Annotated in this window: 16 protein-coding genes; 7 read left to right on the top strand and 9 right to left on the bottom strand. The window is 38.7% G+C overall.

Annotated elements, in window-relative coordinates; all coding sequences use genetic code 11:
• Window positions 1–152 precede the first annotated feature (152 nt).
• From hutH to hutC, 3 genes are all read right to left on the bottom strand, one after another.
• Window positions 153–1,697 (bottom strand): histidine ammonia-lyase, encoded by a 1,545-nt coding sequence (hutH, locus tag ACE1OF_RS03010; protein ID WP_448892670.1) that lies wholly within the window; start codon window positions 1,695–1,697, stop codon window positions 153–155.
• A gap of 45 nt (window positions 1,698–1,742) precedes the next feature.
• On the bottom strand, window positions 1,743–3,413 hold the full coding sequence (hutU, locus tag ACE1OF_RS03005; protein WP_448892858.1) for a urocanate hydratase: 1,671 nt from the start codon (window positions 3,411–3,413) through the stop codon (window positions 1,743–1,745).
• 128 nt (window positions 3,414–3,541) lie between these two features.
• Entirely contained in the window at window positions 3,542–4,276 is a 735-nt protein-coding gene (gene hutC, locus ACE1OF_RS03000; protein WP_448892668.1) for a histidine utilization repressor, read from the bottom strand.
• A gap of 156 nt (window positions 4,277–4,432) precedes the next feature.
• Here hutC and hutI point away from each other — a divergent pair, with 156 nt between their 5' ends.
• Window positions 4,433–5,698 (top strand): imidazolonepropionase, encoded by a 1,266-nt coding sequence (gene hutI / locus ACE1OF_RS02995; protein WP_448892667.1) that lies wholly within the window; start codon window positions 4,433–4,435, stop codon window positions 5,696–5,698.
• Here hutI and ACE1OF_RS02990 read toward each other — a convergent pair.
• Window positions 5,695–6,426: a glycerophosphodiester phosphodiesterase gene (locus tag ACE1OF_RS02990; RefSeq protein ID WP_448892665.1), complete on the bottom strand. Its 732-nt coding sequence runs from the start codon at window positions 6,424–6,426 to the stop codon at window positions 5,695–5,697. The genes hutI and ACE1OF_RS02990 overlap by 4 nt on opposite strands.
• Before the next feature lie 79 nt (window positions 6,427–6,505).
• Here ACE1OF_RS02990 and rluF point away from each other — a divergent pair, with 79 nt between their 5' ends.
• Window positions 6,506–7,252 (top strand): 23S rRNA pseudouridine(2604) synthase RluF, encoded by a 747-nt coding sequence (rluF, locus tag ACE1OF_RS02985; RefSeq protein ID WP_448892664.1) that lies wholly within the window; start codon window positions 6,506–6,508, stop codon window positions 7,250–7,252.
• A 44-nt stretch (window positions 7,253–7,296) separates the two neighbouring features.
• Here the strand turns inward: rluF and ACE1OF_RS02980 are convergent, their stop codons facing one another.
• From ACE1OF_RS02980 to uvrA, 5 genes are all read right to left on the bottom strand, one after another.
• Window positions 7,297–9,192, bottom strand: coding sequence for a propionyl-CoA synthetase (locus tag ACE1OF_RS02980; RefSeq protein WP_448892662.1), 1,896 nt, complete (start codon window positions 9,190–9,192; stop codon window positions 7,297–7,299).
• Between the two features lie 87 nt (window positions 9,193–9,279).
• A complete protein-coding gene (locus ACE1OF_RS02975; protein WP_448892660.1) occupies window positions 9,280–10,176 on the bottom strand; it encodes a spermidine synthase in 897 nt (298 codons plus the stop codon).
• Window positions 10,169–10,780 (bottom strand): fused MFS/spermidine synthase, encoded by a 612-nt coding sequence (locus ACE1OF_RS02970; protein WP_448892659.1) that lies wholly within the window; start codon window positions 10,778–10,780, stop codon window positions 10,169–10,171. The genes ACE1OF_RS02975 and ACE1OF_RS02970 overlap by 8 nt, the downstream gene beginning before the upstream one ends.
• Window positions 10,781–10,863: 83 nt before the next feature.
• Entirely contained in the window at window positions 10,864–11,403 is a 540-nt protein-coding gene (locus ACE1OF_RS02965; RefSeq protein WP_448892657.1) for a GNAT family N-acetyltransferase, read from the bottom strand.
• Between the two features lie 214 nt (window positions 11,404–11,617).
• Window positions 11,618–14,443 (bottom strand): excinuclease ABC subunit UvrA, encoded by a 2,826-nt coding sequence (gene uvrA, locus ACE1OF_RS02960; RefSeq protein WP_448892656.1) that lies wholly within the window; start codon window positions 14,441–14,443, stop codon window positions 11,618–11,620.
• A gap of 161 nt (window positions 14,444–14,604) precedes the next feature.
• Between uvrA and ACE1OF_RS02955 the strand changes: the two genes are divergently transcribed.
• From ACE1OF_RS02955 to ACE1OF_RS02935, 5 genes are all read left to right on the top strand, one after another.
• Window positions 14,605–15,942 (top strand): SLC13 family permease, encoded by a 1,338-nt coding sequence (locus tag ACE1OF_RS02955; protein ID WP_448892654.1) that lies wholly within the window; start codon window positions 14,605–14,607, stop codon window positions 15,940–15,942.
• Between the two features lie 116 nt (window positions 15,943–16,058).
• Window positions 16,059–17,453 (top strand): MFS transporter, encoded by a 1,395-nt coding sequence (locus ACE1OF_RS02950; protein WP_448892652.1) that lies wholly within the window; start codon window positions 16,059–16,061, stop codon window positions 17,451–17,453.
• A gap of 283 nt (window positions 17,454–17,736) precedes the next feature.
• Window positions 17,737–18,855, top strand: coding sequence for a sensor histidine kinase (locus ACE1OF_RS02945; RefSeq protein WP_448892651.1), 1,119 nt, complete (start codon window positions 17,737–17,739; stop codon window positions 18,853–18,855).
• Window positions 18,855–19,691, top strand: coding sequence for a LytR/AlgR family response regulator transcription factor (locus ACE1OF_RS02940; protein WP_448892650.1), 837 nt, complete (start codon window positions 18,855–18,857; stop codon window positions 19,689–19,691). The genes ACE1OF_RS02945 and ACE1OF_RS02940 overlap by 1 nt, the downstream gene beginning before the upstream one ends.
• 308 nt (window positions 19,692–19,999) lie before the next feature.
• Entirely contained in the window at window positions 20,000–22,654 is a 2,655-nt protein-coding gene (locus tag ACE1OF_RS02935) for a family 16 glycosylhydrolase (RefSeq protein WP_448892649.1), read from the top strand.
• The last annotated feature ends 9 nt before the right edge of the window (window positions 22,655–22,663 follow it).

Genomic DNA, 22,663 nt, shown 5'->3' with positions numbered 1-22,663 from the left:
TCAATGTAAGCGCTCATAACGTAAGAAGTATGGGTTTATTTGAGTATAGAAGTGATTGTTAGATTTGTCATAGTTTGCTTGTTTATAAACGTTAATAAAAAAGGGTGCGGTAGCGCACCCGTTATTATATTTGTAAAATTGTATGGTATTCTTTACATACTCGGTAAACACTGTTCTGGCATAAATTGGTTTAAATCACCATCACTTATTATGCCTGATGCTTCTACAATATCAGGAGCGAAGTATCTGTCTTTATCATAAAAACTGACGGTTTCGCGTAGCATTGCTCTGGCTTGTTCAATAATTGGTGAACCTTTTAGTGGTGCTCTAAAATCCAAGCCTTGAACCGCTGCTAAGTATTCTACGGCTAAAACACCATTAGTATTCTCGCTCATATCGGCTAATCTACGCCCTGCAAAACAGGCCATAGAAACATGATCTTCTTGATTAGCAGATGTTGGTAAACTGTCAACAGATGCAGGGTGTGCTAAGGTTTTATTCTCTGAAGCAAGTGCTGCAGAAGTGACTTGTGCAATCATAAAACCTGAATTAACGCCACCGTTATCTACTAAAAATGGAGGTAGTTTGCTTAAACTTGCATCAATAAGTAATGCCATTCTTCGTTCTGATAGTGAGCCAATTTCAGCAATAGCTAGCGCAAGATTGTCAGCTGCCATAGCAATAGGTTCAGCATGGAAGTTACCTGCAGAAATAAAATCACCTTCGTTAGCAAAAACTAGTGGGTTATCAGTAACGCCGTTGGCTTCTGCTAATAATACGACTGCGGCTTGGCGAATTTGTGTTAAACAAGCGCCCATTACTTGCGGTTGGCAACGTAGTGAGTAAGGGTCTTGCACTTTTTCACAGTTGGCATGTGATTTAGATATTTCTGAGCACTCAGTTAATACATGACGGTAAGCACTGGCAGCATCAATTTGACCTTGTTGACCACGTACAAAATGCACTCGGTGATCAAAGGGGGCACGAGAGCCCATGGCTGCTTCTACGGTAATAGAACCAATAACCGTGCCCGCAGCATATAAATCTTCAGCATAAAATAAGCCTTCTAAAGTGAAAGCCGTAGAAGCTTGCGTACCGTTAAGCAATGCTAAGCCTTCTTTTGCTGCGAACGTTATTGGTTCAAGTCCTGCTATTTTTAACCCTTCCATTGCAGGAATAACTTGGTCTTGATATGACATTTCGCCTTCACCTAACAATGGTAACACCATGTGTGAAAGTGGGGCTAAATCACCAGAAGCACCAACAGAGCCTTTTTTGGGTACACAAGGATACACTTGAGCGTTAAGTAGGGTGAGTAACGCTTGAATAACTTGTAAACGTATACCAGAAAAACCACGGGATAAAGAGTTAATTTTTAATACCATCATTAGGCGTACGGTTGCATCTTCCATGTACTCGCCAAAACCAGCAGAGTGTGACAATACAATAGAACGCTGCAAAAGCTCTAATTCATCATTTTTTATGCGTGTGCTAGCAAGTAAACCAAAACCAGTATTGATGCCGTAAACTACACGCCCATCTTTTATTACTTGTTGCACTGCTTCAGCACTTTTGTTTATGTTATCAAATGCACTTTCGTCTAAGCTGTATTTTATGCCGTCATAACGGTTAACATCTCGCAATTGTGCTAGGGTTAATTGCCCTGGTATAATGTTTAATTCTGTTATTTGATTCATTATAGTTTCTCTAATTTGTGTGAACTGATGTTAATAAATAGGGTGCTATTTAGTTATCATCGGTAAATCTAAATTTTGTTCTTTGGCACAGTTTATTGCTATGTCGTAGCCTGCATCGGCATGGCGCATTACACCTGTTGCGGGGTCATTCCATAATACTCGGCCCAAACGTGTGGCAGCTTCGTCAGTACCATCGGCTACTATTACCACGCCAGAATGCTGACTAAACCCCATACCAACGCCCCCGCCATGATGTAAGCTAACCCAAGTGGCGCCTCCAGACGTAGAAAGTAATGCGTTCAGTAATGGCCAGTCGGATACAGCATCAGAGCCATCTAGCATACTTTCAGTTTCACGATTAGGTGATGCAACTGAGCCTGAATCTAAATGATCGCGGCCGATAACTACAGGTGCTGAAAGTTCACCTGTTTTAACCATTTCGTTGAATGCTAAGGCTAAGCGAGCACGGTCTTTTAAACCAACCCAACAAATACGTGCAGGTAGACCTTGAAAGGCGATACGTTCACGCGCCATATCTAACCAATTATGTAGGTGCGGATTATCTGGTATAAGCTCTTTAACTTTTGCGTCGGTTTTATAAATATCTTCGGGGTCACCAGATAGGGCAACCCAACGAAATGGCCCAATACCTTCGCAGAATAAAGGGCGAACATATGCGGGTACAAAACCTGGAAAATCAAATGCGTTGCTTATTCCTTCATCTAAGGCCATTTGGCGTATGTTATTGCCATAATCTGTCGTTGCAGCGCCTGCAGCTTGTAAATCAAGCATGGCTTTAACTTGTACTGCCATTGATTTTTTAGCCGCTTTTACCACAGCAGCTTCATCTTTTAGACGCATTTTAGCGGCGTATTCCATACTCCAGCCCAGCGGTAAGTAACCATTTAAAGGGTCGTGAGCAGAGGTTTGGTCGGTAACAACATCTGGTGTAATACCGCGTTTAACTAATTCAGGAAAAACATCAGCAGCATTGCCTAATAGACCAACCGAAATCGCTTCACCTTTTTCATTAGCGGTGTTGATGATGGTTAATGCTTCGTCTAATGTTTTTGCTTTTTTATCAACATAGCGAGTGTTAATACGAAAATCTATTCGTGTTTCATCACATTCAACCACTAAAGCTGAGAAACCAGCCATGGTAGCTGCAAGTGGTTGTGCACCACCCATACCGCCTAACCCCCCCGTAAGCACCCATTTACCTTTTGCATCACCAGCAAAATGTTGCTTAGCCATGGCAACAAACGTTTCGTATGTGCCTTGTACAATACCTTGTGAACCTATGTAAATCCAAGAACCAGCTGTCATTTGGCCGTACATCATAAGGCCTTTTTTATCTAACTCATTAAAATGTTCCCAGTTAGCCCAGTTGGGTACTAGGTTTGAGTTAGCAATTAAGATACGAGGGGCGTTTTCGTGTGTTTTGAATACGCCAACGGGTTTACCTGATTGCACCATTAAGGTTTCATCATTTTCAAGGCGGTTAAGAACCTCAATAATTTTGTCGTAACAGGCCCAGTTTCGTGCTGCTCGACCAATACCACCATAAACAACTAGTGACTGCGGATGCTCGGCAACATCAGGATCTAGGTTGTTCATAAACATACGTTTTGCTGCTTCGGTTAACCAACTTTTTGTTGTTATTTTAGTACCCCGATCGGCACGAATAACTCTTGATGTATCAAGGCGAGGATCTATATTTTGGTTGGCATTTGTTACATGAGTTGTCATTGTGTTTCCTTTTTGTCGAACAATAGTTCAATCTACTTAGGATTGTTAGATATTGTAGTTTGAACTATTTGCAGTGTAATTTTGTAATACGAATATTATTTGTTAATTTTAAGATGAGTACCTAAACGGTATTTATTACCGGGGGCTGTTAAAATAGCTAAACTCACCACCCCCTTGCTTGACCACGTTCGGCGTTTAACTTGTAAACAAGGGGTATTGTGATTTATATCGAGCAATTGACAAACATCATCGGTAGCTAAAACTGCCTCAATTTCATGTGTCGCTTCGGTTAATGGTGCAACAGCAGATAAGTACTCGTGAGGGGTTATTTTAGTAAAATCTTGCAATAAATAGTCAGGAACCAAGGCTGCATTAACATATCGCTGTTCTAATTGAATAGGTTGATCATTTTCAAAATGCAGTACTTGTGAGTAAAAAGCATTTTTATGATTTTTTAAATTCAATAAAATGGCGACTTCTTCATTAACGACCATGGTTTCAAGGCTAATTTGCTGAGCATGATGTTTATGCCCACGTTCGTTAATCTCATCGCTAATATTACGAATTTCTAATAATGAAGATTGTGATTTAAATGTTGATACAAAAGTACCTGAGCCTTGTGCGCGTACAAGAATACCTTGTTCGGTTAATTCTTGTAGTGCCCGACGAGCCGTCATACGACTTACATCAAACTGTTGTGTTAGTTCATTTTCTGAAGGTACTTTATAATGTTGTGGCCATTGCCCCGATTCTATTTGTTGGCAAATATGCTTTTTAATAACACTATATTTAGCAGATTTCTTAGGAGGGGATAACATAGTCTCGGTCATGTTGTAGCCAATTTATTGTAAATAGAGATCAGATTGCATATACGTTCTCATAGTTTTATTCTGAATGCAATAGTTGTATATACAACTATTGATAAATCACCATTTCTCAGTTACAGTTATAGACAATCAATATTATAAAATTCTTGGTAAATGGTTATGATCTCCCAGCAAACTTTAGAACATCAGGCAGAACATTATTCACACCAATGGCAAACACTTTGGCTTAACGTCAATGTCGCCACCATGGGCAATAACAGTAAAAACTATGGTGAGATTTTGGATGCAGCATTAGCTATTTGTGATGGAAAAATTGCTTGGTTAGGCAAGGAAGTTGACTTGCCTAGCTATGATGAAAATGAAGTAGATATAATTGATGGACAGGGGAAATGGTTAACGCCTGGCTTGATTGATTGCCATACTCATCTTGTATACGGTGGCAATCGTGCTAATGAATTTGAAATGCGCTTACAAGGGAAAAGTTATCAAGAAATTGCCCTGGCTGGTGGTGGAATTGTATCTAGTGTCAATGCCACTAGATTAGCGACAGAAGAAGAATTGTTAGCTAGCGCCTTAACAAGATTAACGTCACTTCATCAACAGGGGGTAACTACGATTGAAATTAAATCAGGTTATGGTTTAGATCTTATTAACGAAGTGAAAATGCTGAAAGTAGCAGGTAAACTTGCTGATGAACTTCCTATAACGATAAAGCGAACTTTTCTTGGTGCTCATGCCTTACCAACAGAGTATAAAGACGACGCTGATGGTTATATAGATTTAGTGTGTAATGACATGATCCCCGTTATTGTTGAAGAGAATTTAGCAGATACGGTTGATGTGTTTTGTGAAAACGTGGGTTTTAATATTGAGCAAACTGAACGGGTATTTATTGCGGCTAAAAAACATGGCTTAGCAATAAAAGTACATGCAGAGCAGTTATCCGCTTTAGGAGGAACCGAGCTAGCAGCTAAATATCAAGCCTTATCGAGTGATCATATTGAGTTTTTAACCGAAGCTGGTGTTACAGCAATGAGTGATGCAGAGATGACAGCTGTATTGTTGCCAGGCGCTTTTTACTTTTTACGTGAAACGCAATTACCTCCTATAGAACAATTACGTAAAGCAGGCGTAGCAATGGCAATAGCAACAGATGTTAATCCGGGAACTTCGCCCATTTGTTCAATTCAACTCATGTTAAATATGGCGTGTACCTTGTTTAAATTAACCCCTAGTGAAGCCTTAGCAGGTGTCACGTGTAATGCTGCCAAAGCACTAGGTTTGTCTAAAACAAAAGGTCAACTAGCCGTTGGGTATGATGCTGATATGGCATTATGGAATATCAGCCAACCAGCAGAGCTTTGTTATCAGTTTGGTGTTAATCCGCTTAGTGCTTTAATACAAAAGGGTAAACAGGTGATCTAGTTTTCGCTATTGTTTGAAGATAAATGTGTTGGAGATAAATGCGCAATATGGCATTTAGCGGTGGTAGGGAAGTTAGTAAAAATACCATCTACCCCTAACGCTTTCATGGTTTTAATATCTTCTAGTTCATCCACAGTATAAACAAATACTTTTAGTCCGCGATGATGCGCATCTTCAACAAAATTCATACTGATAAAATTTACATCCAAATGAACAGAATAGGCATTGAGTTGTTCGGCAAATCTTGCATAATCTAAGGGGTAACATGAGGTGAGCGCACCAATGGCAAACTCGCTTCTTTGTTGTTTTATGTTATAAAGCAAACGATGATTAAATGAGGAAAGTAAAATGTCATTAACCGTTAATACTGATGTCTTGATAGCCTGATCAAGACAAGAAAATAATAAATCGAGATTGTTAATGCCTTTTAACTCTATATTGAGCATACATTTTCCTGCAATAAGCGCTAATACTTCATCAAGTGTTGGAATCGTTTCACCTAAGCCTGCATCTAGGCTACGCAAGTAGTCAACGTTATGCTGACTTATTTGGCCTATTCCTGAAGTAGTATGATGTAACCAGCGATCATGAATAACAAATAAGGTATTGTCGGCTTCATAAATATCTATCTCAATACCATCGACTTCGGTATTAATTGCTGATTGAATTGCGCGTAAAGTATTTTCTGGTTCAACACCACTGGCACCACGATGGGCAAAAATTAACATAATGTTCTACTATGGTTGATACATTAATCGTTGTTTTGAGTATAATGCTAAACAAACTAAATGCACTCATATTATTTTTATGACCAACAACCCAACTAGCACTAAACGTTTAAATAAATACATCAGTGAATCGGGCTTTTGCTCTCGCCGTGGCGCAGATAAATTAATTGAAGCGAATCGCGTAACGATTAATGATCAAGTGCCAGAATTAGGTACTAAGGTGCAAGCAGGCGATGTAGTTAAAGTGGACGGTAAAATAATAGCATCTATGCCAACCAATAAGTCTGATCGTATTTATATTGCATACAACAAACCGATAGGTATTACCTGTACTACTGAAAGCCATGTACGCGGTAATATTATTGATGCCATTGGTCATAAAGAACGCATATTTCCGATTGGGCGTTTAGATAAACCGTCTGAGGGGTTAATTTTTCTCACCAGTGATGGTGATATTGTGAATAAAATTTTGCGTGCAGAAAATTCACATGATAAAGAATATATTGTTACGGTAGATAAACCCATTAGTGAACGCTTTATTGAGCGTATGTCTCGCGGAGTTCCTATTTTGGGAACAATAACTAAGCCATGTATTGTTCGAGCAAAAAGCCGCTTTGTTTTTACCATTATTTTAACTCAAGGACTGAATCGACAAATTCGACGTATGTGTGAATACTTAGATTATGAGGTTAAAAAGCTTAAACGCTCACGTATCATGAATGTTGAGTTAGGTAATTTAAAACCAGGACAGTGGCGAGACCTAACACAAGCCGAAATGGATGAGATCAATGCCGCTGTGGCTGGTTCAAGCAAAACCGCGAGTTAAATCATTATCTCGCGGCTTACGCGGATTATTCTAGCTAAGACGTACTAGCTAGTGATACCCGTTAGTCTTGGGGTTAATTCCGCTAATACTTGTGGATCATCAATGGTTGATGGTATATCAATATGTTGACCATCGATCATTTGTCGTAACGTTTTACGTAATATTTTTCCTGAACGTGTTTTAGGTAAGCGTTCAACAATAATTAACCCTTTTAACGAAGCAATAGCGCCAATTTCTGCACGGACTTTACCTTTTAAATCTGCGATCAAACTTTCATCACTTTCAGTTATGCCATTTTTAATGACTACTAAACCAAAAGGCACTTGACCTTTTAATGTATCGTTAATACCAATAACAGCACATTCAGCAACAGCGCTATGGCCTGATAAGACTTCTTCCATCTCACCTGTGGATAAACGATGTCCTGCTACATTAATAACGTCATCAGTTCGACCCATAATGAATAAGTAACCAGCATCATCAATATAACCGCCATCACCTGTAACATAATAGCCAGGATGAGTTGATAAATAGCTAGATTTAAAACGCTCTTCATCTTGATAAATGGTTGCTAAACAACCTGGAGGCATTGGTAATTTAATAGCAACGGTTCCTTGATGGTTTGCTGGTAAAGCTTTACCGTAAGCATCTAATATTTCAACATTGAAACCGGGTACAGGGAAGCCAGCAGAGCCTGCTTTTGTCGGCATTAATTCAGTGCAATTTTCGTCAGTAAACGGTGTACTGGCAATTGCCCAACCCGTTTCTGTTTGCCACCAATGATCAATAACGGGTAGTTGTGATTTTTCGCTTAACCAATGGTAAGTTGCTGGGTCTAGACGCTCTCCAGCAAGGTATAAACGTTTCAAAGAAGATAAGTCATAATCTTTCATTAATAAGCCATCAGGATCTTCTTTGGCAATTGCACGAAATGCAGTAGGGGCACTAAACAGTGCGTTGACTTTGTACTCTTCACATGCTCGCCAAAATGCACCAGCATCAGGTGTTTTGATAGGTTTACCTTCATATAAAATAGTGCTACAACCTGCCATTAGTGGAGCATACACAATATAAGAGTGGCCTACTACCCAACCAACATCTGATGCTGCCCAGAATGTATCACCTGCTTTCATACCATAGATATTTTTCATACTGTAAAGCATGGCAACTGCATGACCGCCATTGTCTCTTACCACACCTTTGGGTTTACCTGTTGTGCCAGAAGTATATAGAATATAAAGTGGATCAGTACTTTTAAGTTTGACTGGTGCAATACCTTTGGCGCTATCCATTAATATTTGCCAATTATAGTCTCTATCACTATTCATTGGCGCACTTAATTGTTCTCTTTGGTAAATAATACAACTATTTGGTTTATGCTTTGCTAACTCGATTGCATCATCAAGTAAGGGTTTATAAGGAATAACTTTTTCAATTTCAATACCGCAACTTGCACTAACCACCACTTTGGGTTCAGCATCGTTGATACGAATAGCAAGCTCTTTTGCTGCAAAACCGCCGAAAACCACTGAGTGAATGGCGCCTATTCTTGCACATGCTAACATTGCTATTGCGGCTTGTGGGATCATGGGCATATAAATAAGTACACGATCGCCTTTTTCTACGTGTTGCTTTTGCAGCACATCGGCAAATTTTGCAACTAGCTCAGTTAATTCAATATAAGTGAATGTTTGTTTTGTATTAGTGACAGGAGAATCATAAATGAGTGCAACTTGTTCACCGCGCCCCTGCTCAATGTGATAATCAAGTGCAAGATAGCTAGTATTTAGTTCACCATCGGCAAACCAATCTGTCCAGCCATTATCATTTGTCGACAATGTTGTTTTGGGGTCTTTAAACCAAGAAACAAGCTTAGCTTGCTTGTTCCAGTAGGTTTTAGTTGAATTGACTGCCTCTTTTTGTTGGTCTGTAAAGCTCATGAGATGCCCTTAATAAGTTGTAATTCATACTGACACTATAAAAGTGTCGACAAAATAAACCAATTAGACCTTTGGCTAATTTTAGTGCTATTTTACATTTAATAAATTAGCGGGTGAAAATTGGTCGGTAAGTATACGTGTGCTTTCTGGCCAATCTTGTTTGTTTTTAGTGTTGACCATATTCTGATACAGCAATCTGATATCGACATTATAAAAAGAGAGTTTTTCATCAAGTTTGTCGACAATACTTTCAAAAATGGGGGCGTCGCTTAAACCATTTTTACTCGCTAGAATAATTCGATTTGAATTGGTTTTATTGGCAACTTGATAAAAATGACCAAATACCGACTTATAAGTAGCCGACTCATGAGCATATAATTTACTCAGTGAAAAAGTGTTTGCACTCAATATGCCGTTGTCTGTTAATAAGCCTTTTGCTTCGGTCAAAAATTCTTTGGTTATTAAATGCTCTGGAATATAATCACCATTAAAAGCGTCAAGAATTATCCAGTCATAGGTGTGTTTTTTCATTAAAGCGCGTTTGATAAAAATGCGACCATCTTGTGCATAGGTTTTTACCTTTTCATTTTCAAAAAATTCAAAATACTCTCGTGCGACTTTAATCACCGCAGGATCTATTTCAACATTATCTATTTCACTTTCTGGATAAAGTGAAGCTAACGTATTTGACATAGTGCCGCCGCCAAGACCAATAATTAAAATTCGTTGTGGTTCAGGGTTAACTAATAAGCTTGCCATGAGTAACTTAGTATAATTGAACACTAATTGCTGAGGTTGACTTTTAAGGTAACAACTTTGTTGAGTTTTATTACTTTTAACATTAAATTTTAGACAACGTAAATCGTCGTTATCTTCCACTAAAATATTGCGGTAAAGCGAACGTTCTTGATGGATAATATCAGCGTAAGCTAATGACATAGTTAGCAATATGCATGATAAAATGATAGCAAAAACTTTAAACATGGCTAGGCTCCAAGCTCGCTAATTGCTGTGACTTGTGAATAACAATAGCGCATATTCCTAAACAGGCAAGTAAACCGCTAAAGCTGAAAACAATAATATTAATATCAAACCATAAAATTAAATAGAAAGAAGTCATAATCGTACCTAATGCGCTGCCTAAGGTTGAGATAAAGTAAAGTTTACCTGCGACTTGTCCACTTTCTCTTGAGTTTTTAACCAATAAGCGAACAGAGTAGGGCGATAACATACCTAGAATGACGGTAGGAATAAAAAATAATATCATTGATGCGACTAAAGACCCATAACGAGAGTCTTCAATAGTGAGAAATACCGCTTCCATTAACCACTGACCAAACAAGGCTATAGGTAAAATAGTGATGGCGGCAAATAAGAAGATAAGTCCGTAAATTGCTAATGATGCTGAGCGCGTAGATAATTTTCCACCCAGTAAGTACCCTAAAGATAGGCTCAGCATGAAAACGGTAATAATACTGCCCCAGATATGCACAGAACTGCCAAAAAAAGGGGCGAGAATTCTACCACCTAATAACTCGATCCCCATAATACAAAAACCACTTGTAAAAGCGAGCAAGTATATAAACATATTGGGGTAGTTTTTTTGGGGGGTGTTATTTGTAGTCTTCAGAAGTTTAGTCCTTATTATTGTGTACCGGTCTGCAGAATAAGCTATTTAACCTTCATTTGGTAGTGTACGGCGACAAAGTCACCAATAGGGTCTTTATGATCGTATTTTTTAACAAACTGCATGCCCATTTTTTTCATGACAGCAATTGAACCAAGATTATCTTCTACTGCTAAAGCCGAAACATATTGGCTACCTGCTTGCGTAGCAATACCATCTTTTATCGCCATTGCTGCTTCCGTTGCATAACCTTTTCCCCAAGCTTTTTTGAAGAAGCGCCAACCTAGCTCTAAATCGTTAAAATCAGGTTCGTCGGTAAAAAAAGCCATTGGCCGAATTAATATCCAGCCAAGATATTCTGTTGTTTCTTTGTCAGAAACTTGCCAAATGCCAAAGCCTTTTACCGGATCTCTATAAGCTTGCATGCGCGGTAAAAAAACCTCATGAATACTTTCCATACTGCTGGGTGTTCCACCATTAAGAAAATGCATAACTTCAGGGTCTTGGTCTATAGACCATAACGCATGTGCATCTTCTTCGCCCATTAGGCGATAACTTAGTCGTTTTGAATTTTGAATCATCATTAGTAAACTCAGGTATTTTGATTTTTATTGTAATGCATTAAGATTCTAGTGATCAATGGCAAATGAGTTAACCGCTTATACATACCATAGAGGGTTTTTCAGTGAGTTACACGATAAAGCAATATAACAGCGTTGTATAAAATAAAAGAGAGGATAATTTCCTCTCTTTCATCGCTCTTAATATCAGTTTGTTTGTGTCTATTAGGCTGTTAGTTTACTTGAGTAAGGGTTTTAAAAAGCGGGCAGTATGTGAACTTTCATGTTGTGCCACTTGTTCAGGTGTGCCAGCGACCAGTATTTCTCCACCGCCTGAACCACCTTCTGGGCCTAAATCAATTATCCAATCAGCAGTTTTGATTACATCCAAGTTGTGCTCAATCACAACTAAGGTATTACCTTGATCACGTAAACGATGAATAACGTGTAATAATTGCTTAATATCATGAAAGTGTAACCCAGTGGTAGGTTCATCTAAAATATATAATGTTTTGCCCGTATCACGTTTTGACAGTTCTTTAGACAGTTTTACCCGTTGTGCTTCACCACCTGAAAGAGTTGTTGCTGACTGCCCTAGCTTTATATAACCTAAACCCACATCAAGTAACGTTTGCAGTTTGCGTTTTACCGCAGGAATGGCATTAAAGAATTCAAAAGCATCTTCTATTGTCATATCTAATGTTTCATGAATATTTTTGCCTTTGTATAATACTTCTAACGTTTCGCGGTTGTAGCGTTTACTTTTACATACATCGCAAGGTACATACACATCAGGTAAAAAGTGCATTTCTACTTTGATTAAGCCATCACCTTGACAGGCTTCACAACGACCGCCTTTTACATTAAAACTAAAACGTCCTGGTTTATAACCCCGTGACCGTGCTTCTTGTGTTGCTGCAAAAATATCGCGAATAGCAGTAAATATACCAGTATAAGTGGCAGGGTTAGAGCGCGGTGTTCTACCAATTGGGCTTTGATCAATATCGATTACTTTATCAAGATGCTCTAAACCTGAAATAGATTTATAAGGCGAAGGCTCATCAAGGGTCGCGCCATTAAGTTCGATGTGGGCGAGCTTATATAAGGTATCATTTATGAGCGTTGATTTACCTGAACCTGAAACACCCGTTATACAGGTCATTAAGCCGTTAGGAATAACTAAGTCTACATTTTTCAGATTATTACCGCTGGCACCAAGTAGCTCAACCACATTGTTTTTATCAAATGGATGACGTTTTTTGGGTATTTCGATAGACTCTACGCCAGACAGGTACTTTCCTGTAAGTGAGTCTTTACATGCTAGAATGTCATTTATGGTACCTTGAGCAATAATTTCACCACCATGCACCCCAGCACCAGGGCCAATATCAATAACAAAATCGGCTGCGCGAATAGCATCTTCATCGTGTTCAACCACAATAACTGTATTACCTAAATCACGTAAATGGATTAGCGTATTTAACAAACGTTCATTGTCGCGTTGATGTAAACCTATAGAGGGTTCATCTAATACGTACATTACACCAACTAAACCAGCACCAATTTGGCTTGCTAAACGAATACGCTGAGCTTCACCACCAGAGAGGGTATTTGCACCCCGAGATAAATTTAAATAATTCAAGCCAACATTGACCAAAAAGCCCAAACGTTCATTGATTTCTTTTAAAATCTTTTCGGCCACTTGGGCTTTTTGTCCCGTTAATTTTAATCCTTGGAAGAATTCAAGGGCATCTGCAATGGCAAGCTCAGCTACCGTTGTCAGTGGGGTGTCATCGATGAAAACATTACGTGCTTCTAAACGTAAACGGCTACCATTACAGTCAGGACAATGTTGACTATTTAAGTACTTGGCAAGCTCGTCTCGTACAGCATTTGATTCCGTTTCTTTGTAACGGCGCTGCATATTATTAATGATGCCTTCGAATGGGTGTTTACGTAGTACAACATCCCCTCGGTCATTCATGTATTTGAATTCAATTTCTTTTTTCCCACTGCCATAAAGTACGACTTTACGTGCTTCTTCACTTAAATCTTTAAATGGCATATCCACAGCAAATTTATAATGTTCAGCAAGGGCTTGTAGCATTTGGAAATAATAAAAGTTTCGTTTGTCCCAACCGCGAATTGCGCCGCCGGCAAGGCTAAGCTCGTCGTTAGCAATAATACGGTTACTATCAAAAAATTGTTCTATGCCTAAGCCATCACAGGTTTGACAAGCACCGGCAGGGTTGTTAAATGAAAAAAGTCGAGGCTCTAATTCTTGCATACTATAACCACAATGCGGGCAAGCAAAGTTAGCAGAAAAAATTAACTCTTCTCTATTGGGCTCATCCATAAAAGCAATTTTTGCTGTGCCAGCGGTTAATCCTAGCGTAGTTTCGAATGATTCAGATAAACGTAATTGAATATCAGGGCGTACTTTTAAACGATCAACAACAACCTCTATGGTATGTTTTTTATGCAATTCTAACGGTGGTGGATCAGATAAATCACATACTTCACCGTCAATACGAGCGCGAATAAAGCCTTGTGCGGCTAAGTTGTCGAGCAATTTCACGTGTTCGCCTTTACGATCTTGCAGTACTGGCGCTAACAACATGACTTTAGTGCCTTCTTCAAGGGCTAGTACGTTATCAACCATTTGAGAGATTGTTTGGGCGGCTAACGGTTGATGATGGGTAGGGCAACGAGGTTCGCCTACACGTGCATATAACAACCGTAAATAATCGTAAATTTCGGTAATAGTACCCACGGTTGAACGTGGATTATGAGACGTCGATTTTTGTTCAATAGAGATAGCTGGTGACAACCCTTCAATGTGGTCAACATCAGGTTTTTCCATTAATGATAAGAATTGGCGTGCGTAAGCAGATAACGATTCAACGTAGCGACGTTGCCCTTCTGCATATAAGGTATCAAAAGCCAGTGATGACTTTCCTGAGCCTGAAAGGCCAGTTATCACCACTAGTTTATCGCGAGGGATCGTTAAACTAATATTTTTTAAGTTATGGGTACGTGCCCCTCTGACGTCAATATTTTTCATTTTTTGTCTATTAATCCATTGGCAAAACCACAGCCGCGTATTATGCCATAAAGAAAAAATGATGTTCAGTTATTAAACTCTTTTATTTATAATATAATCAATTAACTTTTTATTTTTACTCAAATATTAATGAGTAAATTATTGTTTCTAAAGGCGTCAACTTGCTTACAAAAAATATAATTAACTTATTGTTGGCGGCTATATTTTTTGCTGCTGCTCTTTTATTTATTGATGCAGAGCCTCAAGTGCAGCAAGGTATGGCTATATTTGTGACAGTTGCCTGGTTATGGATATCTCAAGCACTACCTATTAGTACTACCGCTTTGTTAATTCCAGTCATGGCTTTAGGTAGTGGCTTATTACCTGCGTCAGAGGCTTTTGAGAATTTTGCTAGCCCTGTTATTTTTCTGTTTATGGGAGGTTTTGCACTGGCTGCAAGTTTACAAAAGTATGGCTTAGATCAGCTGTTTGCCTTGAAAATGTTATCGTTAGCAGGCGGGCGCCCCTTAATTGCTATTTTATTATTATTTTTAGCAACGGCCATACTTTCTATGTGGATCAGTAACACGGCTACCATTGCGTTAATGTTGCCAATTGCCTTGGGGTTGTTATCAAGGCAGAGCGTGACTGAAAATCCAAAATTATATATTTTTGTTTTATTAGGTTTAGCGTATTCAGGAAATTTAGGCGGTATGGTAACACTTATTGGAAGCCCGCCTAATGCCATAGCGGCTTCGGCAGTAGGGTTAAGTTTTTCTGATTGGTTACGTTGGGGTATCCCCATGTTTGCTATATTATTTCCATTAATGATTATTCTTTTATACTTTACCATTAGACCTACCTTTTCTCGTTCCATTACTTTTACACTCAATACTATTGATTACCACTGGCAACGAAATGCCGTGATTATTATTTTTGTTTTTACTGCTTTAGGCTGGATATTCAGCTCGCCTTTATCTGAGGCCTTCGGTATTAGCTCTGGGTTTGATTCAATGCTGGCTGTTTTAGCCATTGTCATGTTAACAGGCTCAAAATGTTTACCCTTTGATGATTTTGTTGAAAAAACGAATTGGGGAATTTTACTATTATTTGGTGGCGGCTTAACTTTAAGTGCTGTGCTAAAAGCCTCTGGTGCCAGTATGTGGTTGGCTAATCTCATTAGTAGTAATTTGCCTGTTAATCATACGTGGTTGTTATTAATAATTGTTTGCTTATTTGTGATATTTTTAACTGAGCTTGTCAGTAATACTGCTAGTGCCGCATTACTGGTACCGTTATTTATGTCTGTAGCGGTTGATTTAAACTTACCACCCGTAGTTATTGTGGTTGTCATTGCGTTTTGTGCATCTTGTGCTTTTATGTTGCCAGTAGCAACACCGCCTAATGCTATTGTTTTCTCTTCTGGTTTTATTCCACAAAAAGAGATGATGCGTGCAGGTTTCTTGCTTAATATCATATTCTCTGTCGTTATTGCGAGTATTGCTGCCATATTAATTTAGCTTGTTTGAGCTTTGATGTTTCGGGATGTTTTTTTTGTTGATAATAGCGTGCTAAACTACACCCGAATTCTACCCGTTTTCAATTTCTCCATTATTTCTATTAGGTAAATGTTTTCATGAGTGTTTCAGGTTTAAATCGTATTGAGAAAAAAGCGGCATTCTCACTGGCCAGTGTTTTTGGTGTGCGTATGTTAGGGTTATTTATGATTTTGCCTGTGTTTGCTCTTTATGGTGAACAATTAGCGGGTTATAGCCCTTTATGGTTGGGTCTTGCCATTGGTGCGTACGGTTTAACACAAGCATTATTACAAATACCAATGGGAATATTATCTGATAGATATGGACGAAAACCTGTGATATTAGCAGGGTTAGTGGTTTTTCTTATTGGTAGTGTGGTTGCTGCCCTTTCTACCAGTATTTATGGTGTTGTTATTGGTCGAGCTATTCAAGGTATGGGCGCTATTGCCAGTGCTATTTTAGCATTAGCAGCCGATTTAAGCCGCGAAGAGCAAAGGCCAAAAGTAATGGCAACCATAGGAATGTTCATTGGTTTATCTTTTACCTTGGCTATGATTTTAGGACCGATTGTTGCCGATGCATTTGGTTTAAGTGGACTCTTTTGGTTTACTGCTTTATTAACCATTATTGCAATGCTGTTAATTCAATTCGTTGTTCCTTATTCAGTTAGTAAAGCGCCTCGTGGTGATAACGTGGCTTTGCCAAAGCAAGTCGTTAAGCTTATTCGTCATCCGCAATTAGCGCGCTTAAACGCGGGTGTATTTGTTTTACATATGGCATTAACGGCTTGTTTTATTACCTTGCCAAAACAGTTTGTTGCCAGTGGGTTAGCGTTAGAAAACCATTGGCAGTTGTACTTACCTACTTTATTGGGATCATTCTTTTTGATGGTACCTTTTATGATCATTGCCATGAAAAAACAGCAAGAAAAGCCGATGTTTAGTGGTGCTGTGGCATTATTGAGTTTAGCTTTGTTTTTTTTATGGTTATTGCCGACAGGCTTGGGCAGTTTGATATTTTCGGTGGTGTTGTTTTTTACAGCATTTAACTATTTAGAAGCAACAATGCCGTCTATTTTATCACGCATTGCGCCTGCTGGGGTAAAAGGAAGTGTGATGGGGATTTATTCAACGAGTCAATTCTTAGGTGCGTTTGCTGGTGGTATTATTGGTGGCTTTGTTGCTAGTCGTTTGGGTGAGCACAGTATCTTTTTAGTGATGGCATTCATAAGCTTAATGTGGCTGATACTAAGTTTTGGCATGCAAAAGTTAAAAAAATCGAAAAGTTTTAGTTTTAGCACTAATATCCATACAGCAGAACGAGTTGAAGAAGTGTCTGAACTGCTGATTAATATGCCTGGTATTATAGAAGCAACTCTGGTTCAAGAAGATACAAGTAATAACGAGTTAGAAAATAACCATGTTGTTGCTTATCTAAAAGTTGATGAAAAAAATGTAGATTTACAGTCTATTAAAGCTTTATTACATACTTGATGGAGTAATGGTTTTGTAAACTATCATATTGATAATATCTTTTGAAAAGGCTTGGTGAATTTGGGTTGACGTTATTTATCAGACTAATTGCCTTAGAGATTTTTCTACCTTTTCAAAAAATACTCTTCACTTAATACTCATCCCATACTGTTGTATGAGTTATCTCAAAATAGGCACGCTTTGGCGCAAAATCAGCCGTGATTTAATCATTTAATATATAGTCAATAGATTTGAATTTACTCAAGGTTATGGCAATATTACTAACCTATGTGGGATTAATACGATGAATGGTATGGATGGCGCTAACGTAGAAAGCTCTCTTTTAATAGAATCACACGCGTTTTCAAAACAAAGTCATCAATTTTGGACCTTGCAAATAGCTGGTTGGCTTGGTTATGCTTTTATTGTTTTCTTAGCCATTATCCAGCCGCAATTCGATGATCCAAATTTTAATCTTTCTGGACAAATAATAAACCTTATTGTAGAAACAATGAGTGGTTTCTTCTTATCTTATTTACAGTGGCGACTTATTCAACGCATTGTTCATTTACCTTTGAATAAAACGCTTTTCTTCAGTTTTTTTTCAGCCGCGATACTTGGCTTACTATATAACACGATCAAAATGAGCTCGTTTAAAGTCATTGTGCATCATCAACATTGGAATGAGTCATGGAATATGTTGGAGTTTGGCGGCTGGTTGTTATTTTCACTCACTACTATGTTTGTTTGGACAGCAATTTTTTTCATCATGTTGTACAACATGAAACTACAAAAAGAACATGAAATGTTATTGAGAGCGCAAACGTTGGCGAAAGATGCTCAGTTGCAAATGCTCAGATATCAATTAAATCCACATTTTATGTTTAATACCATGAACGCTATTTCAACGCTGATTTATAAAAATGAGAATGATAAAGCCAATGAAATGCTAGATAAACTATGTGAGTTCTTTCGTTATTCCTTAGACAATAATGCTAAAAGTAAAACAAGTTTTAAGAAAGAACTTGAGTTACTTGAGCTTTATCTTTCCATTGAAAAAGTGAGATTTGCTAATAGGCTAAACGTACAGATGAACATTAATGATGAAGTCCTCAATTGTCAGGTGCCGAGCATGTTGTTGCAACCTTTAGTGGAAAACTCGATTAAATATGCCATAGAACCCAGAAAAGAGGCTGGCAATATTACTATCACTGCGCAAAAAAAATTAAATCGACTCATTTTACATGTTATTGACAATGGTGACGGGCAAAGTAATACCGTTAGCACTGGTTTTGGTATTGGCATGAGCAATACTAAAGCCCGATTAGATGCTATGTTTAATGGAGATTATGAAATTAGTATTAGCGATAACGAACAACAAGGAACCACTGTGACCATCTCTGTACCTTTTGAGAATTTATAATGAGTGAACAAATTTTAACTGCCATTATTGTTGATGATGAGCCCCTTGCGCTTGAAGGTTTACGATTACGCCTTGAAAAAATACCTGAAATTAATGTGATTGCAGAGGCCAGTGATGGTGATCAAGCCATCGCGTTATGCCACGAGTTGTGTCCTGATGTTTTGTTTCTTGATCTACGTTTGCCCGGATTAAATGGTATTGAAGTTGTACAAGCGCTGCAGTCAGACATTCTGCCTATGATCGTTTTTGTTAGTGCTTATGGAGAGTATGCGCTTGATGCGTTTGAATTAAATGCCATTGATTACGTATTGAAACCCGCTAATTTAGGGCGTTTAAAAAAAACGGTTGAACGACTTTTAGAAAAACATACTCCTGAAAACCCAATGAATGACAAAGAAAAATGTAAACTGCTGCAAGCATTGGGAGAATCGTCAGGTATTGCCATTTCAGAATTAGAAAATTGGCTTGAAACTGATTCTCCATTACCTATGTCTTATTGCCAAGAACTGGTTATTAAAAACAGTGATAATGAAAAGGTATTTTTACCTGTTAACAATATCCGCTGGATTGATGCTGCCGGTGATTACATGTGTGTTCATACCGACAAAGAAACCCACATCGTACGTATAACCATGAAAAAGCTAGCTACTCAGTTAGATGAACGTGTGTTTATTCGTATTCACAAATCGACCTTAGTCAATATCAACTGTATTAACAGTATTCGCGCCCTTCGAAATAGTGAAAGTATTTTAACGTTGGGCGATGATATTCAGTTAAAAGTGAGCCGTAATTTTAGTTCTGCCATTCAAAAGTTAATCGAATCAAAACAGTTATAGTAACAATTAATTTTATTACTAAATTGTGACTTAAAACACTGATAATTCGGGTTGGCGCGTTTTTGTCTCGCTTTGTCGTGTTATCTGGGTAAAAAACACCCATGCCGCGTTAATGACACCTGATGCCGCATTTGCGTTGTAACGCTTTCATCCTTGTCACAAGATGATACTAGGGGATAGCTTATACAGTTTGCAAACAGCTAACGTATATCTATTTAACTATCGTTCGAATCATTGATTGTTATAACAATTACAAAGTAACAATGAATCGAAATACCGATAATAGTTAGAGACTTGGAAATCAAATTATGATGAAAGTTGCAAAAAATATTACACAGTTTTGTGTGTTAGTTTCAGCGGTGTCATTGCTAGGGTGTGGGGGAGGTGCTGAAACAAACACTGACCCAAGTAAAATAGATCCACAACTACCCGTTAGTGATTGGCAGTTGATCTGGAGTGATGAATTTGATGGGACGGTAATTGATGCCAGAAAATGGGCTCATGAAGTCAATTGTGACGGTGGTGGTAATCAAGAGAAGCAATGTTATACCGACAGTACTGAAAACTCTTATGTACAAGACGGTATGTTAAATATTGTTGCTTTACCTGCCGAAGAAGGCGCTGCACTACCTTACACATCAGCCCGAATGGTAACTCGATATAAAGCTGATTTTAAATACGGTCGTATAGAAATGCGAGCGAAAGTTCCCTCTGGACAAGGCAGTTGGCCAGCATTTTGGATGATGCCAACAGATGAAGAATATGGAGAATGGCCACGTTCTGGTGAAATAGATATTTTTGAATCGGTAAACTTAGGTGCTGCTAGGGAAGATGGTACATCAGAAAACAATATTTACGGCACGCTTCATTACGGCAAAAGCTGGCCTGACAATGCTCATTCTGGCAAAGCTTATCACCACGCAAGTGGCGCTAACCCTGCTGATGATTTTCATACTTACGCTATAGAGTGGCAAGAGGGTGAAATACGTTGGTATATGGATAACTATTTATATGCAACACAACGTCAATCAGAAGTGCGTTACAACAGTAAAGAACAAGCTGTTGGTTTAGCACATCAAGGTTGGTTCACTGAATATTATGACCAATTTACTGGTGAACTCACAACGCATTGGGATAATGCCCCATATGACAAAGAATTTTACTTAATTCTAAACTTTGCTGTTGGCGGAGATTGGCCAGAAAACACTAATGAATTAGGCGTTGATGCTGCTGTTTTTAATGCGGACAACAAATTTGAAGTTGACTACGTGCGTGTTTATCAATGTCAGCAAAATCTAGAGACAGGTAAAGGTTGTGAAACGGTAAGAGCCGGTTACGACAGTTTAGAAGATGCGCTTGTCGAGGGGCAGGCACCAGTGCCAGCTCCACCTAGTGATGGTATCGCTAAAAACTTATCAATATTTGACGGAGCGTTAAATGCTAGTTGGACTGCATGGGATTGTTGTGGTGGCACTTCACCTGCAATAATTGACGATGCGGATAAAGGTGATGTTGTTGCATTTAATATTAATGACAATAATGGCACTGTGTTAGGTTTTAGTACCAGAAGTGCCCACTTTCCTGATGAATTTACTGGTGCATCAACACCATTTGATGCATCGCCTTTAGTAGATCTTAACGGTACATTATCATTTGAAATGAAAGTTGTCACTGCTCCACCTGCTGCAAGTGCATGGATACTTAAAGTAGAAGCTGGCGAAGGGGGAACTAATACTGGTGATGTAAATTTATCTTCGAGCTTAGAAGGTGTTGAACCCGTTGCTGGTGAATGGCAAACCTATACATTTCCACTATCAGTTCTACAAGAAGCAGGCTTAGACTTAAGTGCTATTGATGTTGTGATGATATTTCCTGCTTGGGGTACTGGTGAAGGTGCACAATATTTAATAGCGAATATAACGATTGCGGGTGACGTTGGTGGTTCTCCTGAATTAGTCGTCTTTACTGATGATGAAAACTCAAGTTGGCCAATGTGGGATTGTTGTGGTGACTCTACTCCAACAGTTGAATTAGATGATGATGGACATGGCAATGTCGCTGAATTTTCAATTGGTGATAACCCAACCGTTATGGGCTTTATCTCTCGTGAAGCGAACACGGAAACCCCTACGCCATTTGATGCATCTGCAATACTGTCTAATGGTGTTATTCAGTTTGACATGAAAGTAACGGCAATGCCTGGCGATGCGGCGTGGGTATTTAAAGTTGAAGCCGATGATGCAGCAAGCTTTGCGGAACTTCCTTTAACTGACAGTGTAGAAGGTATGACACCTGCAGTTGACCAATGGCAAACATACACCTTTAATTTATCTGATTTAGCCAATGCCGGTTTAGATGTAAGTGCAATTGATGTCTTGATGATTTTCCCTGCTTGGGGGGCTGGCGATGGCGCAATTTATCGTGTAGACAACGTGAAAATTTATGATCCAACCGCCTCATCAGTAGATAATGATGTGCTATTGGCCGATGCACCGGCTACAGGTTGGTCAATGTGGGACTGTTGTGCTGGTTCAACACCAACCCTTGAAAATGATGATACTGATCATGGCATGACTGCTGAATATATTATTGGTGCACAGCCGACAGTAGTGGGACTTTTTGCTGAAGATGGTGTATTTGTTGATGCTTCAGCCATTTTAGTTAACGGTGTAGTGAAATTTGACCTTAAAGTTATTACCCCTCCAAACGATGCCTCAGCTGCATGGTTATTTAAAATAGAAGCAAATGACGCAAGTACTTTTGCAGAGCTTGCCTTAAATAAAAGTATAGAAGGTGTAGACCCTGTTGTTGGTGAATGGCAAACATACACATTTCCACTACAAACACTATTTGATGCAGGGTTAGATATCAGCGGCATAGATGTATTAATGTTTTTCCCTGCTTGGGGAACGGGTGAAGGTGCTGTCTATCGTATTGATAATGTTGCGATAACAGCTCAATAATCTCGTCGA

It is taken from the genome of Colwellia sp. E150_009 (assembly GCF_053543955.1).
This window is presented reverse-complemented; position numbering and strand designations above follow the sequence as displayed.

What these genes read in the sequence shown, in the direction of transcription:
- hutH (WP_448892670.1), bottom strand. Translation starts at nt 1,697, where the DNA reads ATGAATCAAATAACAGAATTAAACATTATACCAGGGCAATTAACCCTA.
- hutC (WP_448892668.1), bottom strand. Translation starts at nt 4,276, where the DNA reads ATGACCGAGACTATGTTATCCCCTCCTAAGAAATCTGCTAAATATAGT.
- hutI (WP_448892667.1), top strand. Translation starts at nt 4,433, where the DNA reads ATGATCTCCCAGCAAACTTTAGAACATCAGGCAGAACATTATTCACAC.
- ACE1OF_RS02990 (WP_448892665.1), bottom strand. Translation starts at nt 6,426, where the DNA reads ATGTTAATTTTTGCCCATCGTGGTGCCAGTGGTGTTGAACCAGAAAAT.
- rluF (WP_448892664.1), top strand. Translation starts at nt 6,506, where the DNA reads ATGACCAACAACCCAACTAGCACTAAACGTTTAAATAAATACATCAGT.
- ACE1OF_RS02980 (WP_448892662.1), bottom strand. Translation starts at nt 9,192, where the DNA reads ATGAGCTTTACAGACCAACAAAAAGAGGCAGTCAATTCAACTAAAACC.
- ACE1OF_RS02975 (WP_448892660.1), bottom strand. Translation starts at nt 10,176, where the DNA reads ATGTTTAAAGTTTTTGCTATCATTTTATCATGCATATTGCTAACTATG.
- ACE1OF_RS02970 (WP_448892659.1), bottom strand. Translation starts at nt 10,780, where the DNA reads ATGTTTATATACTTGCTCGCTTTTACAAGTGGTTTTTGTATTATGGGG.
- ACE1OF_RS02965 (WP_448892657.1), bottom strand. Translation starts at nt 11,403, where the DNA reads ATGATGATTCAAAATTCAAAACGACTAAGTTATCGCCTAATGGGCGAA.
- uvrA (WP_448892656.1), bottom strand. Translation starts at nt 14,443, where the DNA reads ATGAAAAATATTGACGTCAGAGGGGCACGTACCCATAACTTAAAAAAT.
- ACE1OF_RS02950 (WP_448892652.1), top strand. Translation starts at nt 16,059, where the DNA reads ATGAGTGTTTCAGGTTTAAATCGTATTGAGAAAAAAGCGGCATTCTCA.
- ACE1OF_RS02945 (WP_448892651.1), top strand. Translation starts at nt 17,737, where the DNA reads ATGAATGGTATGGATGGCGCTAACGTAGAAAGCTCTCTTTTAATAGAA.
- ACE1OF_RS02940 (WP_448892650.1), top strand. Translation starts at nt 18,855, where the DNA reads ATGAGTGAACAAATTTTAACTGCCATTATTGTTGATGATGAGCCCCTT.
- ACE1OF_RS02935 (WP_448892649.1), top strand. Translation starts at nt 20,000, where the DNA reads ATGATGAAAGTTGCAAAAAATATTACACAGTTTTGTGTGTTAGTTTCA.